General features: G+C 72.5%; 14 protein-coding genes and 1 riboswitch. Of the genes, 10 read left to right on the forward strand and 4 right to left on the reverse strand.

The window, feature by feature from the left end; genetic code table 11:
- Positions 1 to 132 precede the first annotated feature (132 nt).
- From LN251_RS18020 to LN251_RS18030, 3 genes are all read left to right on the forward strand, one after another.
- Complete coding sequence (locus tag LN251_RS18020) at positions 133 to 471, forward strand: hypothetical protein (protein WP_458245300.1); 339 nt, start codon at positions 133 to 135, stop codon at positions 469 to 471.
- 8 nt (positions 472 to 479) lie between these two features.
- Positions 480 to 1,661 (forward strand): glutathionylspermidine synthase family protein, encoded by a 1,182-nt coding sequence (locus LN251_RS18025; protein ID WP_458245301.1) that lies wholly within the window; start codon positions 480 to 482, stop codon positions 1,659 to 1,661.
- A gap of 58 nt (positions 1,662 to 1,719) precedes the next feature.
- A riboswitch (ZMP/ZTP riboswitch) is annotated at positions 1,720 to 1,807 on the forward strand.
- 33 nt (positions 1,808 to 1,840) lie between these two features.
- Positions 1,841 to 3,289, forward strand: coding sequence for a glycine hydroxymethyltransferase (locus LN251_RS18030; RefSeq protein WP_458245302.1), 1,449 nt, complete (start codon positions 1,841 to 1,843; stop codon positions 3,287 to 3,289).
- Positions 3,290 to 3,303: 14 nt separating this feature from the next.
- Here the strand turns inward: LN251_RS18030 and LN251_RS18035 are convergent, their stop codons facing one another.
- On the reverse strand, positions 3,304 to 4,041 hold the full coding sequence (locus LN251_RS18035; protein ID WP_458245303.1) for a hypothetical protein: 738 nt from the start codon (positions 4,039 to 4,041) through the stop codon (positions 3,304 to 3,306).
- 123 nt (positions 4,042 to 4,164) lie between these two features.
- Here LN251_RS18035 and trpS point away from each other — a divergent pair, with 123 nt between their 5' ends.
- A complete protein-coding gene (trpS, locus tag LN251_RS18040; protein WP_458245304.1) occupies positions 4,165 to 5,178 on the forward strand; it encodes a tryptophan--tRNA ligase in 1,014 nt (337 codons plus the stop codon).
- Between the two features lie 138 nt (positions 5,179 to 5,316).
- Positions 5,317 to 5,895: a 2'-5' RNA ligase family protein gene (locus tag LN251_RS18045; RefSeq protein ID WP_458245305.1), complete on the forward strand. Its 579-nt coding sequence runs from the start codon at positions 5,317 to 5,319 to the stop codon at positions 5,893 to 5,895.
- A gap of 16 nt (positions 5,896 to 5,911) precedes the next feature.
- Here LN251_RS18045 and LN251_RS18050 read toward each other — a convergent pair whose 3' ends face one another.
- Positions 5,912 to 6,667, reverse strand: a complete 756-nt coding sequence (locus tag LN251_RS18050; RefSeq protein WP_458245306.1) for a decaprenylphospho-beta-D-erythro-pentofuranosid-2-ulose 2-reductase — start codon at positions 6,665 to 6,667, stop codon at positions 5,912 to 5,914.
- Positions 6,668 to 6,678: 11 nt separating this feature from the next.
- Positions 6,679 to 8,040 (reverse strand): FAD-binding protein, encoded by a 1,362-nt coding sequence (locus tag LN251_RS18055; RefSeq protein ID WP_458245307.1) that lies wholly within the window; start codon positions 8,038 to 8,040, stop codon positions 6,679 to 6,681.
- Positions 8,041 to 8,173: 133 nt separating this feature from the next.
- Here LN251_RS18055 and LN251_RS18060 point away from each other — a divergent pair, with 133 nt between their 5' ends.
- The 3 genes from LN251_RS18060 (at position 8,174) to LN251_RS18070 (ending at position 10,701) form a co-directional block, all read left to right on the forward strand.
- Positions 8,174 to 8,674, forward strand: a complete 501-nt coding sequence (locus LN251_RS18060; protein ID WP_458245308.1) for a phosphatase PAP2 family protein — start codon at positions 8,174 to 8,176, stop codon at positions 8,672 to 8,674.
- Complete coding sequence (locus LN251_RS18065; RefSeq protein ID WP_458245309.1) at positions 8,667 to 9,656, forward strand: decaprenyl-phosphate phosphoribosyltransferase; 990 nt, start codon at positions 8,667 to 8,669, stop codon at positions 9,654 to 9,656. Before LN251_RS18060 ends, LN251_RS18065 begins: the two co-directional genes overlap by 8 nt.
- 91 nt (positions 9,657 to 9,747) lie before the next feature.
- Positions 9,748 to 10,701 carry a YihY/virulence factor BrkB family protein gene (locus LN251_RS18070; protein ID WP_458245310.1) on the forward strand — a complete coding sequence of 318 codons (954 nt, stop codon included), beginning with the start codon at positions 9,748 to 9,750 and terminating at the stop codon, positions 10,699 to 10,701.
- On the opposite strand, the gene LN251_RS18075 is transcribed toward LN251_RS18070, so the two are convergent.
- Positions 10,649 to 11,926, reverse strand: a complete 1,278-nt coding sequence (locus LN251_RS18075; protein ID WP_458245311.1) for a D-alanyl-D-alanine carboxypeptidase family protein — start codon at positions 11,924 to 11,926, stop codon at positions 10,649 to 10,651. The two genes, LN251_RS18070 and LN251_RS18075, sit on opposite strands and share 53 nt — an antisense overlap.
- A 91-nt stretch (positions 11,927 to 12,017) precedes the next feature.
- Here LN251_RS18075 and LN251_RS18080 point away from each other — a divergent pair, with 91 nt between their 5' ends.
- Together LN251_RS18080 and LN251_RS18085 are read left to right on the forward strand one after the other, a co-directional pair.
- A complete protein-coding gene (locus LN251_RS18080; protein WP_058923639.1) occupies positions 12,018 to 12,257 on the forward strand; it encodes an SCO4848 family membrane protein in 240 nt (79 codons plus the stop codon).
- 60 nt (positions 12,258 to 12,317) lie between these two features.
- Positions 12,318 to 13,613, forward strand: a complete 1,296-nt coding sequence (locus LN251_RS18085) for a metallophosphoesterase (RefSeq protein ID WP_458245312.1) — start codon at positions 12,318 to 12,320, stop codon at positions 13,611 to 13,613.
- Positions 13,614 to 13,682: the final 69 nt, after the last annotated feature.

The raw sequence follows: 13,682 nt of genomic DNA on the forward strand, positions 1-13,682 counted from the left end.
ATCACAAAGCGACTGTAGGCGAGGGCTACCACAACGGGGAGGGCTCGTCGAGCGCTCTTACCTGTCTTTAGGCTGTGCGCCGAAGGAACATCACCAGGACCTTCACACGGGCACGTCAACGGGGAGACGAACATGGCGGACGCACGCCGGACACTACGCTCGGGCACGGTCGTCCTCGGCGGGATGGGCCTGCTCGCCGCCGCCCTCACCGCGTGCTCCTCCGATCCGGACAAGCGCTGCGTGGACCGCGACAGCAACCGACTGGCCAAGGGCTACAAGGTCGTCGCCGACAAGAACTGCGCCTCCGGCAAGTCCTCCGTCAACGGCGCCTGGTACTACGAGGGCACCAAGAAGGGCGGCTGGGTCGACGGCGGTTCCTTCACCAAGCCCCGCAAGTCCTCCGGCGGTTCGGGCGGCCACGGCGTCTCCCGCGGTGGCTTCGGCGGCGGCAAGGGAAGCTCCGGCGGCTGAGGGCACCCATGCGCCGACACACCATCACCCCCCGCCCGGACTGGCGGCGGACCGTCGAGGAACAGGGCCTGATCTACCCCCTCACCCGCCACCCCGACGGCTCCCTGCGCCCCTACTGGGACGAGAGCGCCTACTACTCCTTCACCCTCGGCGAGGTCGAGGCCCTGGAGGAGACCGTCGAGGAACTCCACCGCATGTGCCTCGCCGCGGCCGGGCACATCGTCGCCGAGGGGCGCCTGCCCGAACTGGGCATCACCGACCCCCGCGTGGCCGAGGCGGTCACCGAGGCCTGGCGGCGCCGCGCCGAACTCCCCTCCCTCTACGGCCGTTTCGACCTGCGCTACGACGGCACGGGCCCGGCGAAGCTGCTGGAGTACAACGCCGACACCCCCACCTCCCTGGTCGAGGCCGCCTCCCCGCAGTGGTTCTGGATGGAGGAGCGCTTCCCGGGCGCCGACCAGTGGAACTCCCTGCACGAACGCCTCGTCGCCGCCTGGAAGCGGCAGGCCCCGCTCCTGCCGCCCGGCAGCCCCCTGCACTTCGCGCACTCCTCGGACGACGAACTCGGCGAGGACCTGATGACGGTCGCCTACCTCAAGGAGACCGCCGAGCAGGCGGGCCTGGACACCGACTGGATCTCGATGGAGGAGATCGGCTGGGACTCCTTCTCCGGCCGCTTCGTCGACAACCGGCTCCGTTTCATCCGCAGCTGCTTCAAGCTCTACCCGTGGGAATGGCTGACCACCGACGCCTTCGCCGGGCACGTCCTGGACACCCTCGACAACGGCGGCGGCACGGGCTCGACGCTGTGGATCGAGCCCGCCTGGAAGATGCTGCTGAGCAACAAGGCGCTGCTGGCGATCCTGTGGGAGCTGTACCCGGACCACCCCAACCTGCTCGCCGCGCACCTCGACGGCCCGCGCGAGCTGACGACGACCGGCTGGGTCGCCAAACCGCTGCTGGGCCGCGAGGGCGCCGGAGTCACGATCCACGAGCCCGGCAGCGAGCCGGTGCCCCGCGAGGAGCCCTGCTGCTACCAGGAGCTGGCCCCGCTGCCCGCCTTCGACGGACACCACGTCGTCCTCGGCGCCTGGGTCGTCGAGGACGAGTCGGCGGGCCTCGGCATCCGCGAGTCGTCCGGCCTGATCACCGACGAGTACGCCCGCTTCCTGCCCCACGTGATCCTCTGACCCCACCGCTCGCATGATGGACGGCTCCCTGCCCCTTACGGCATCCCCGGTAGGGTGATCGGTGGGCCGTGACTGGCGCGCTGGGATGGGACCGACCATCGGGGAGCGGCCTGAGTCAGCGAGTGCCGTGCGCCTGGGCCGTACCGTGAACGCTGAAAGCCGACGTCCGGAGGTCCCTCATGTCAGCCGACTCCCTCTCCACCGAGTCCACCGCCTTCCGCGCCGCCCTCGACGTGATCCGAGCCGTCGAGCCGCGCGTCGCCGACGCCATCGGCCAGGAGGTCGCCGACCAGCGCGAGATGCTCAAGCTGATCGCCTCCGAGAACTACGCCTCCCCGGCGACCCTCCTGGCGATGGGCAACTGGTTCAGCGACAAGTACGCCGAGGGCACCGTCGGCCGCCGCTTCTACGCCGGCTGCCGCAACGTCGACACGGTCGAGTCGCTGGCCGCCGAGCACGCCAAGGCGCTGTTCGGCGCCCGCCACGCCTACGTCCAGCCGCACTCCGGCATCGACGCCAACCTGGTCGCCTTCTGGGCCGTCCTCGCCGACCGCGTCGAGGCGCCCTTCCTGGAGAAGACCGGCGTCCGCCAGATCAACGACCTCTCCGAGGCCGACTGGGCCGAGCTGCGCCAGGCCTTCGGCAACCAGCGCATGCTCGGCATGTCCCTGGACGCCGGCGGCCACCTCACCCACGGCTTCCGCCCGAACATCTCCGGCAAGATGTTCGACCAGCGCTCCTACGGCACCGACCCGGCCACCGGCCTGATCGACTACGAGGCGCTGCGGACGTCCGCCCGCGAGTTCAAGCCGCTGATCATCGTCGCGGGCTACTCGGCCTACCCCCGCCTGGTGAACTTCCGGATCATGCGCGAGATCGCCGACGAGGTCGGCGCGACGCTCATGGTCGACATGGCGCACTTCGCGGGCCTCGTCGCCGGCAAGGTCCTCACCGGCGACTTCGACCCGGTCCCGCACGCCCAGATCGTCACCACCACCACCCACAAGTCGCTGCGCGGCCCGCGCGGCGGCATGGTCCTGTGCGACGACTCCCTCAAGGACCAGGTCGACCGCGGCTGCCCGATGGTGCTGGGCGGCCCGCTCCCGCACGTCATGGCCGCGAAGGCGGTCGCGCTCGCCGAGGCCCGGCAGCCCGCCTTCCAGGACTACGCCCAGCGCATCGTCGACAACTCCCGCGCGCTGGCCGAGGGGCTGATGCGCCGCGGCGCGACCCTGGTGACCGGCGGCACCGACAACCACCTGAACCTGATCGACGTCGCCACCTCCTACGGCCTCACCGGCCGCCAGGCCGAGGCCGCGCTCCTCGATTCCGGCATCGTCACCAACCGCAACGCGATCCCCGCCGACCCGAACGGCGCCTGGTACACCTCCGGCATCCGCGTCGGTACCCCCGCCCTGACCACCCGCGGTCTGGGCACGGCCGAGATGGACGAGGTCGCGGGCCTGATCGACCGCGTCCTGACCACCGCCGAGCCGGGCACCACCAAGTCGGGCGCCCCCTCCAAGGCCTCCCACGTCCTCGACGCGAAGGTGTCCGAGGAGATCGCCCAGCGGGCGACGGACCTGGTGGCCGGCTTCCCGCTGTACCCGGAGATCGACCTCGGCTGACGCCCCCGCGGCCGTCAGAGGTCGATCAGTTCCTGTCGTGGTTCGTCCCGCGGCGGTCCGGCCCCGTGCCGGGCCGCCGCGCGGCGCATCAGCAGCGTGCCGCCGACGCCGGCCACGAGCCCGGCACCCAGCCCGGAGAGCGCCCACCGGACACTGTTCCCCGCGCCCGTACTCCTGGCGCCCGTGCTCCCGGCGCCCGTGCTCCCGATGCCCGTGCTCCCCCCGGCGCTGCTTCCCGCGTCCCCCAGCCCGCTCAGCACCTTCTCCCGCTCCAGCTCCACGAACACCGAACGCGGCGCCCGGTGCCAGCGGATGTCGTCGTCGCGGACCTCGGGCGCGGGATCGCTGCGGATCCAGGGCGTGCCGTCGGCCGCCACGACCAGCTGGTCCTGCCGCTCCACGGCCACGTCACCGCCGGGCGCCCGGTCGGTCTGCGGCCAGCCCCCGACGCCGCTCAGCCCCCAGACCACGGTGAAGTGCACCGGCGGATAGCGCCCCTCGGTCCAGTCCTCCGGCACCCGCTCCGTGCCCGTGTACGTCGGCGCCAGCAGCCGCCGCAGACACGCGAAGGCCGCCTCGCCGGACCGCAGCACGGTCGTCCGCCCCGTACCGCCCGCGACGACCATCGCCACGTCCGGGACGTCCCGCTCGCCGTCCGCGTGAGCCGCCGGGGCGCCGCACACCGCGAACACCGCCACCGTCGACACGAGGGCCCCGCACCCGGCCCCCGTCCGTCCCCCCAGCCGTCGCATCGGCCGCCCCCTCGCTGCTCCGCCGTCCGTCCCCCACCTTGTTACACCGCCGGGCACAGATCGGCTCCCACCTGTTTCCGGCCGGTTCCGGATCGGGTCCTCGAACCTGAGAGAATGGTGAACATGGCCTCTGACCGACCTCGCGTGCTCTCCGGAATCCAGCCCACCGCCGGCTCGTTCCACCTCGGCAACTACCTCGGCGCCGTCCGCCAGTGGGTGGCCCTGCAGGAGAGCCACGACGCGTTCTACATGGTCGTCGACCTGCACGCGATCACGATCCCGCAGGACCCGGCGGAGCTGCGGGCCAACACCCGGCTCGCCGCCGCCCAGCTCCTCGCGGCCGGCCTCGACCCGGAGCGCTGCACGCTCTTCGTGCAGAGCCACGTGCCCGAGCACGCCCAGCTGGCCTGGGTCATGAACTGCCTCGCCGGCTTCGGCGAGGCCTCCCGCATGACGCAGTTCAAGGACAAGTCCGCCAAGCAGGGCGCCGACCGGGCCAGCGTCGGCCTGTTCACGTATCCGATCCTCCAGGTCGCCGACATCCTGCTCTACCAGGCCCACGAGGTCCCGGTCGGCGAGGACCAGCGCCAGCACGTCGAGCTGACCCGCGACCTCGCCACGCGCTTCAACGGCCGCTTCGGCGAGACCTTCACGATCCCGAAGCCGTACATCCTCAAGGAGACGGCGAAGATCTACGATCTGCAGGACCCGTCGATCAAGATGAGCAAGTCGGCGTCCACGCCCAAGGGCCTCATCAACCTCCTCGACGACCCCAAGGCCACCGCCAAGAAGGTCAAGAGCGCCGTCACCGACACCGACACCGTCATCCGCTACGACGCGGAGAACAAGCCGGGCGTCAGCAACCTGCTCACGATCTACTCCACCCTCACCGGCAAGACGATCGCCGAGCTGGAGGCCGAGTACGAGGGCAAGATGTACGGCGCGCTCAAGACCGACCTCGCCGAGGTCATGGTCGAGTTCGTCACGCCCTTCCGGGAGCGCACCCAGCAGTACCTGGACGACCCGGAGACGCTGGACTCGATCCTCGCCAAGGGCGCGGAGAAGGCGCGCGCCGTCGCCGCCGAGACCCTCGCCCAGGCGTACGACAGGGTGGGCTTCCTGCCCGCCAAGCACTGACGTACACCGCCGAACGCACGTACCACCGGGCAGAGCGCTGCACATCACTACGGTTGCGCCTGCCCGCGGCACGGCCGTGGCCGTACAGTCGATAGCCGACGGCCGACAGACCGACCCGTCACGACGACAGGAGACGACGTGGGGACCGTAACGATCGGAGTGTCGATCGCGGTCCCGGAGCCACACGGCAGCAAGCTCCAGCAGCTGCGCGCGGGCTTCGGCGACGCCGCTGCTCACGGCATCCCCACGCATGTCACCCTGCTGCCGCCGACGGAGATCGACGGCGCCGACCTGGCGGCCGTGGAGGCGCATCTGGCCGAGGTCGCCGCGAGCGGCCGCCCGTTCCCGATGCGCCTGTCGGGCACCGGCACCTTCCGGCCGCTGTCCCCGGTGGTCTACGTCCGGGTGGCCGAGGGCGCCGAGGCGTGCACCTGGCTGCAGAAGCAGGTCCGGGACGCCTCCGGCCCCGTGCCGCGCGAACTGCAGTTCCCGTACCACCCGCACGTCACGGTCGCCCACGGCATCGACGACGAGGCGATGGACCGCGCCTTCGAGGAACTCGCCGACTACGAGGCCGACTGGCCGTGCACCGGCTTCGCCCTGTACGAGCAGGGCGCGGACGGTGTGTGGCGCAAGCTGCGGGATTTCGCCTTCGGCGGCACGGTCGTACCGCCGCAGGCCGGTCACGTCGAACGCGGCACCATCGGCAGCCGCTGACGGCCGCCGCCGGCCGTCAGAGGGCCAGCCGCCGGAACAGACCGCGCGGGACGTGCCGGAGGGCCGACATCACCACGCGGAGCGCGCCCGGCACCCACACCGTCTCCGAGCGCCGCCGCAGGCCGAGTTCGACGGCCGTCGCCACGGCCTCCGGCGTCGTCGCGAGCGGGGTCTCGGGCAGTCCCGCGGTCATCTTGGACCGGACGAACCCGGGGCGTACGACCATGACGTGCACGCCGGTGCCGTGCAGCGCGTCGCCCAGCCCCTGGGCGAAGGCGTCCAGGCCGGCCTTGCTGGAGCCGTAGATGAAGTTGCTGCGGCGGGCCCGCTCGCCGGCCACGGACGACAGCACCACCAGCGAGCCGTGCCCCTGGGCCTGCAGCGCGCGGGCGGCGACCAGTCCCGCCGAGACCGCGCCCGTGTAGTTGGTCTGCACGACCCGCACCGCAGCGGCCGGTTCGCGCTCGTCGCCGGCCTGGTCGCCGAGGACGCCGAACGCGAGCAGCACCATGTCGACGTCGCCCTCCGTGAAGACCTTGCCGAGCACCTCCTCGTGCGCGTCGGGGTCGAGCGCGTCGAAGGCGACGGTGTGCACCTCGGGCCCCAGGGCGCGCAGTTCGGCGGCCGCCGTCTCCAGGGCGGGGGAGGGGCGCCCGGCGAGCCACACCGCGCGCGTGCGGCGCGCGATCAGCCGGCGGGCGGTGGCGAGCGCGATCTCGGACGTTCCGCCGAGGACGAGCAGGGACTGGGGCAGACCGAAGGCGTCCTTCACGACAGCAGCTCCTAGAGGGCGAGACGGCGGGACAGGTCCGACACGAACACCCCGCGCGGGTCGACCCGCGCGCGCAGCGCCCGGAAGTCGTCGAGGCGCGGGTACATCGCGGCGAGCAGTTCGGGACGCAGACGGGAGTCCTTGGCGAGGTAGACGCGCCCCCCGGCCGCCGCGACCTCCTCGTCGAGACCGTCCAGGAACGCGCCGAGACCGGGCAGGCCGGCGGGGATGTCGAGGGCCAGCGTCCAGCCCGGCAGCGGGAAGGAGAGCCAGCCCGGGTCGGCCTCGCCGAACCGCTTGAGGACCGCCAGGAAGGAGGGGCAGCGCCGGTCGGCGATCCGGCGCACGATCCGGCGCAGGGTGTCCTCCTGGCCGTGCCCGACGACGAACTGGTACTGCACGAAGCCGCCGCGGCCGTAGACGCGGTTCCAGTGCGGGACGCCGTCCAGGGGGTGGAAGAACGAGGAGATCCGTTGCAGCTCTCCGGTACGCGCGCGGGGCGCCTTGCGGTACCAGAACTCGTTGAACAGGCCCACGGTGGTACGGCTGAGCAGGCCCTCGGGCAGGAAGGCCGGCGCGGCCGGGAAGCGGGGGGTGCGGAACTCCAGGGCCCTCGCACGCGCGCGTGCCTGCAGCGCGTCCAGGGGAGCGTGGTCGCCGCGGGTCAGGACCGCCCGGCCGGTGGCGGCGCCGCGGGCCAACAGGTCGATCCAGGCGACCGAGTACCGGTAGTGGTGGTCGGTGCCCGCCAGCCGGGCCATCAGGTCGTCCAGGTCGCTCGCGCGCTCGGTGTCGACCGACATCAGGGAGGTCTCGACGGGCAGCAGGCCGAGGGTGGCGGTGAGGATCACGCCGGTCAGCCCCATGCCGCCCGCGGTCGCGTCGAACAGCGGGGTGCCGCGGCCCACCGTGCGGATCTCGCCGTCGGCGGTGAGGAGTTCGAACGACAGGACGTGCCGGGAGAAGCTGCCGGACACGTGGTGGTTCTTGCCGTGGATGTCCGCCCCGATCGCGCCGCCGACCGTCACCTGCCGGGTGCCGGGCGTCACCGGGACGAACCAGCCCAGCGGCAGCAGCACCTCCATCAGGCGGTGCAGGGACACGCCCGCGCCGCACAGCACGGTGCCGTCGTCGGCGTCGATCGCGTGGATCCGGTCCAGGCCCGTCATGTCGAACACCGCCCCGCCGGCGTTCTGCGCCGCGTCGCCGTAGGCGCGTCCCAGCCCTCTCGGGATGCCCCCGCGGGCCCCGCACTCCCGGACGGCGGCGGCGGCCTCCTCGTACGTCCGGGGACGGATCAGACGGGCCGCGGTGGGAGCGGTGCGCCCCCATCCGGTGACGGTGGTGGTGACCGGTGCGGTGCTGGCAGACATGCGGGTGACCGTATCGCCCCGGTATGGGCGCGGAGTCAAGGAACATCAACCTCCTCCCCGAAATGGGTGATTAATGGGATGTCATTGAATATGTCCGTAATTCCGGCGGGGTCGGCGTGAACAGTGAGTCCTCATGGACCTCCTGGACCACCGAATCCTCTCCGCCTGCCGCGCGTACGGCGCCGACGCGCGCGTCGCCTGTGTCGCGCGCGCCCTCTCCCGGGCCGGCGAGCACGGGGCGCTGTGGCTCGCGACGGGCCTCGTCGGGGCCGCCGTGGACGGCGCGCGGCGCGGCGCCTGGTTGCGTGGCGCGGCGCTCACCGGGGGAGCGCACCTCGTCAGCATGGGCGTGAAAGGGGTGGTGCGACGCCCGCGACCGGCGCATGTCGACCATCTCGCGCCCACCTTCGGCCCGCACTCCTTCCCCAGCTCCCACGCGACCTCCGCCGCGACCGCGGCCCTGGTCTACGGCGCTCTCGGCGCGTACGCCGTACCGCCGCTCGCCGTCGCGATGTGCCTGTCCCGGCTGGTCGTCGGCGTGCACCATCCCTCGGACGTGGTGGCGGGCGCGGCCCTCGGGGCGCTCACGGCGCGCCTGGGCGCGCGCTGGGTGGGAGGGGGCACGCATGACTGAGACAGCGCCTCTCACGAACGACGCGCGCTCCCTGGAGACGGCGCTTCTCGAACAGCGCACGCCCGAGCACACCCCCGCACCACCCCCGCAGCGCACCCCCGCCACCGTCCTCGTCGGCCTGCTGAGAACCGCACGCCCCAAGCAGTGGGTCAAGAACCTCCTGGTCGTCGCCGCCCCCGCGGCCGCCGGCGAGCTCTTCACCCGCCCCGCGATCCCCCGCCTCGCGGCCGTCTTCGTCCTGTTCACGGCCTGCGCCGCCGCCGTCTACCTCGTCAACGACGCCCGGGACGCCGACGCCGACCGCGCCCACCCCGCCAAGCGCCACCGCCCGGTGGCGGCCGGCCAGGTCCCCGTGCCGCTCGCCTACGCCGCCGGAGCCGTCCTCGGCGTGCTCGCGCCGGTCGCCGCGGCCTGGCTGGTCTCACCGGCCGTCGCGGCACTGCTGACGGCCTACCTCGGCATGCAACTGGCGTACTGCGTCAGCCTCAAGCGCGTCCTCGTCGTGGACCTCGTGGTCGTCACCACCGGCTTCCTGATGCGGGCGGTGTCCGGCGGCCTCGCGCTCGGCATCCCGCTGTCCCGCTGGTTTCTGATCACCACCGGCTTCGGCGCCCTGTTCATGGTGGCGGCCAAGCGCTACTCCGAAGCCGTCCAGATGGCCGGGAAAGCGGGCGCCACGCGCGCGCTGCTCACCGAGTACACCACCGGCTACCTGCGCTTCGTCTGGCAGCTGGCCGCGGGCGTCGCCGTCCTCGGCTACTGCATGTGGGCCCTGGAGGAGGGCGGCCTCCCGCACACGAGCGTGCTGCCCTGGCGCCAGCTCTCCATGGTCGCCTTCGTCCTCGCCGTCCTGCGGTACGCCGTCTTCGCCGACCGCGGCGCCGCCGGGGAGCCCGAGGACGTCGTGCTGCGCGACCGCGCCCTCGCCGTCATCGGCCTGGTCTGGCTGGCGATGTACGGGCTGGCGGTGGCGAACTGGTAGCCGACCGCCGCGCGGCCACCGGCATCGCTACCAAGGCGTCTTTCGGGGGTAGAAGCACATTGGTCTCCCCGAGGGAGGGCAGAGTCGGATCATGGACTGGCTGAAGAAGCTCCCCGTCGTCGGGCCGCTGGTGGCGCGCCTGACGGCCACACACGCGTGGCGGTCGTTCGAGCGTCTGGACCGGGTGAAGTGGGCCCGGCTGGCCGCCGCGATGACGTTCACGAGTTTCGTCGCGCTGTTCCCGCTGCTCACCGTGGCCGCCGTGATCGCCGCGGCCACGCTCAGCGAGACACAGCAGACGGATCTGCAGCACAAGATCGCCGAGCAGGTGCCCGGGATCTCCGACCAGCTCGACATCAACGGCCTGGTCCAGAACGCCGGCGCCATCGGCCTCATCGCCGGCGCCGCCCTGCTGTTCACCGGCATCGGCTGGGCCGGCTCGACGCGTGAATGCCTGCGCGCGGTGTGGGAGAAGCCCGACGAGGAGGAGAACTTCCTCCTGCGCAAGGCCAAGGACCTCGGCATCCTCGTGGGCCTCGGCGGCGCCGTCCTGGTCACCCTCGCCGCCTCCACCGTCGCCTCCGCGATGGTCGGCTGGATCACCCGGCAGATCGGGCTGGAGAAGGGCGGCTGGGGCGGCATCCTGCTGTACGTCGCCGCGTTCGCCGTCGCCGTCTTCGCCGACTTCCTGCTGCTCCTGTACGTCCTGACGCTGCTGCCCGGCGTCGAACCGCCGCGCCGCCGCCTGACCGTCGCGGCACTGACCGGCGCGGTCGGCTTCGAACTGCTGAAGGCCCTGCTGAGCGGCTACATGCAGGGCGTGGCCGCCAAGAGCATGTACGGCGCCTTCGGAGTCCCCGTCGCCCTGCTGCTGTGGATCAACTTCACCTCGAAGCTGGTCCTGTTCTGCGCCGCCTGGACGGCGACGCAGAGCCAGGAGCAGGAAGTGCGCGAGGAGGAGCGGGAAGAGCGGGCGGGGATCGTGCGCAAGGTCAGGGGCGAGAGCGGCGACGTACCAGATCCGGCAGCGGCCAGCGGCGGTTGACCAGGAACGCGGCGGCCGCGAGCAGCGCCAGCGCCCCGCCGGCCAGCGCGAACGCGGTCCCCATGCCGCCACCGGTGTGCCCGGCCGCCTTCGCCGCCGGCGTGGCCGAGACGTTGCTCCCGGCGCCGCCCGCCTGCCCGGCGGAGGCGTTGGCGCCCGGCTGGGCGCTCGCCCGGGCCGCGCTCCTCGGCGGCACCAGCTCCCCCACGGAGCGGGCCTTCCCGGCCGCCGCGAAGCCCCAGTCGAAGAGCTTGGCGGTCTCCTTGTAGACCTCGTTGTGCTCCTGCTTCTCGGGGTGCATGACCGTCACCAGCAGCACCCTGCCGTCGCGCTCGGCGACCCCCGTGAAGGTCGCGCCGGCGTTGGTGGTGTTGCCGTTCTTCACGCCCGCGATGCCCTGGTAGACGGAGATGTCGGTGTCACCGGCCAGCAGCCGGTTGGTGTTCTGGATCTCGAAGGGCGTCCGGACCGTCTTGCCCTTCTTGTTCTTCTTCGTCTCGCCCGGGAACTGCGCCCGCACCGTCGAGCAGTATTCGCGGAAGTCCTTCTTCTGCAGCCCGGAGCGGGCGAACAGCGTCAGGTCGTACGCCGAGGAGACCTGCCGGGGGGCGTCGTAGCCGTCGGGCGTGACCACGTGCGTGTCCAGGGCCTGGAGCTCCTGGGCGTGCTCGTTCATCTCCTCGACGGTGTTGCCGACGCCGTCGTTCATCGCCGACAGCACGTGCACGGCGTCGTTGCCGGAGCGCAGGAAGACCCCGAGCCACAGGTCGTGGACCGTGTAGGTCTCGCCCTCCTTTATCCCGACGAGGCTGGAGCCGGCGCCCATCCCCGCCAGGTCGGCGGGCACCACCTTGTGCTTCTCGTCGCGCGGGAACTTCGGCAGCAGCGTGTCCGCGAACAGCATCTTCATCGTGGACGCCGGAGGCAGCCGCCAGTGCGCGTTGTGGGCGGCGAGGACCTCGCCGGACTCGGCGTCCGCGACGATCCACGAGCGCGCGCTGATGTCCTTGGGGAGCACGGGCGCGCCGCTGCCCAGATCGACCTGTGTGCCGGGCCGGCCGAGCCGGGCGCCGCCCACGGACGACATGCCGGCCGGGGGACTGGCCGAAGGACTCGTGGAGGGGCTGGGGGCCGCGAGGGCGACGGGCGCGGTCAGCGCGAGCGACGACAGGGCGGCGGAGGTGACCAGCAGGAATCGCCTGGCGGTCTTCGGGGGTGCGGGCACGGACGGAAAAGTACAGGGCACCGGGCGCGATGTCCCGCCGCCCGCCCCACCCCGGGCGCGCGGCCGGAGTGGCGGCGGCGATACTGAACGCATGAAGCTCAGCCGCCCTGTCTCCTGGTTCCTGCTCGCCTTCGGAGTGTGGAGTTGGGTCATCTGGGTCACTTTCGTGAAAAATCTCATCAAGGACGGCAGCGGGCTCGCGTTCGACGACGGTCACCCGACGGCCTACTTCTGGGTGCATCTGACGCTCGCCGTCGTCTCCTTCGTATTGGGGACGGTCATCGGCGGCATCGGGTTGCGTGGACTGCGCGCATTGCGCCGCACTTCATAACGGGACGAACGCCGCCGGACCGGCAGGACCGGCACGACAGACTGCGGGGTACACGGCACGGTGATCATCGTCTTCGCGCTGCTCGCGCTCGGCGTCCTGGTGGGAGCCAACTGGTACCTGTGGCGCCGGCTGTTCCGCGACACCACGCGGAGCGCGGGCCCCGCGCGCCGGGCGGGCGCGGCGCTGATCGCGGGCGGCTGGGCGCTGGCCGTCGGCGCGCTCGTCGCCGAGCGCGCCGGAGCGCCGTTCTGGCTGCAGCAGGTCCTGGCCTGGCCGGGCTTCCTGTGGCTGGCGCTGTCCGTCTACCTGCTGCTGGCGGTGGTGGCGGGCGAGGTCGTACGACCGCTGCTGCGGCGGTTCCTTGAGAGGCGGGCGCGCACGTCGGCCGTCGCGCCGACGGACGCCGAGCCGGTGCCGGCGGGAGTCGCCGCGACACGGGCGCCGGCGGCCGAGGGGGCGCGTGCGTCGGATCGCGCGCCCGAGCCCGCACACCCCGGCGCGGTGCCCGAAGACGCCCCCGCCCCCGCCGCCCCCGGTCCCTCACGCCGTCTCTTCGTCTCCCGGGTCCTGGCCGGCGCCGCCGCCACGGCCGCCGTGGGGACCGTCGGCTACGGCACCTACGGGGTGCTGCGCGGGCCGCGCGTCAAGCGGGTCACCGTGCCGCTGGCCAAGCTGCCGCGCGCGGCGCACGGATACCGCATCGCCGTGGTCAGCGACATCCACCTGGGGCCGGTGCTGGGCCGGGACTTCGCGCAGAAGGTCGTCGACACGATCAACTCCACCCAGCCCGACATCGTCGCGGTCGTCGGCGACCTCGTCGACGGCAGCGTCAAGAACCTGGGACCGGCCGCGGCCCCCCTGCGGCAGCTGCGGGCGCCCTCCTACTTCGTCACCGGCAACCACGAGTACTTCTCGGGCGCCGAGCAGTGGGTCGAGGAGGTGCGGCGGCTCGGGCTGCACCCCCTGGAGAACGCCCGCACCGAACTGCCGTACTTCGACCTGGCCGGTGTCAACGACATCGCGGGCGAGAGCGAGGGACAGGGCCCCGACTTCGGCAGGGCGCTCGGCGACCGGGACACGGCCCGCGCCTGTGTGCTCCTCGCCCACCAGCCCGTCCAGATCCACGAGGCCGTCAGGCACCACGTCGACCTCCAGCTGTCCGGCCACACCCACGGCGGCCAGCTCTGGCCCGGCAACTTCCTCGCGGCGGCCGCGAACCCCACCGTCGCGGGCCTGGCACGCTACGGCGACACCCAGCTCTACGTCAGCCGGGGCGCCGGTGCCTGGGGCCCGCCCACGCGCGTGGGCGCCCCGTCCGACATCACCGTGATCGAACTGGCCGCCACGCGCGCGTGAGCGAGCGCTCCCGTGCCGGGCACGGGAGCGCACCCGTCCGCCGAACCCCCTGTGCGGGCGCTGTGAAAT

The organism is Streptomyces sp. MAI_2237 (genome assembly GCF_054189285.1).

What these genes read in the sequence shown, in the direction of transcription:
- LN251_RS18065 (WP_458245309.1), top strand. Translation starts at nt 8,667, where the DNA reads ATGACTGAGACAGCGCCTCTCACGAACGACGCGCGCTCCCTGGAGACG.
- LN251_RS18025 (WP_458245301.1), top strand. Translation starts at nt 480, where the DNA reads ATGCGCCGACACACCATCACCCCCCGCCCGGACTGGCGGCGGACCGTC.
- LN251_RS18020 (WP_458245300.1), top strand. Translation starts at nt 133, where the DNA reads ATGGCGGACGCACGCCGGACACTACGCTCGGGCACGGTCGTCCTCGGC.
- LN251_RS18035 (WP_458245303.1), bottom strand. Translation starts at nt 4,041, where the DNA reads ATGCGACGGCTGGGGGGACGGACGGGGGCCGGGTGCGGGGCCCTCGTG.
- LN251_RS18060 (WP_458245308.1), top strand. Translation starts at nt 8,174, where the DNA reads ATGGACCTCCTGGACCACCGAATCCTCTCCGCCTGCCGCGCGTACGGC.
- LN251_RS18070 (WP_458245310.1), top strand. Translation starts at nt 9,748, where the DNA reads ATGGACTGGCTGAAGAAGCTCCCCGTCGTCGGGCCGCTGGTGGCGCGC.
- LN251_RS18080 (WP_058923639.1), top strand. Translation starts at nt 12,018, where the DNA reads ATGAAGCTCAGCCGCCCTGTCTCCTGGTTCCTGCTCGCCTTCGGAGTG.
- LN251_RS18055 (WP_458245307.1), bottom strand. Translation starts at nt 8,040, where the DNA reads ATGTCTGCCAGCACCGCACCGGTCACCACCACCGTCACCGGATGGGGG.
- trpS (WP_458245304.1), top strand. Translation starts at nt 4,165, where the DNA reads ATGGCCTCTGACCGACCTCGCGTGCTCTCCGGAATCCAGCCCACCGCC.
- LN251_RS18030 (WP_458245302.1), top strand. Translation starts at nt 1,841, where the DNA reads ATGTCAGCCGACTCCCTCTCCACCGAGTCCACCGCCTTCCGCGCCGCC.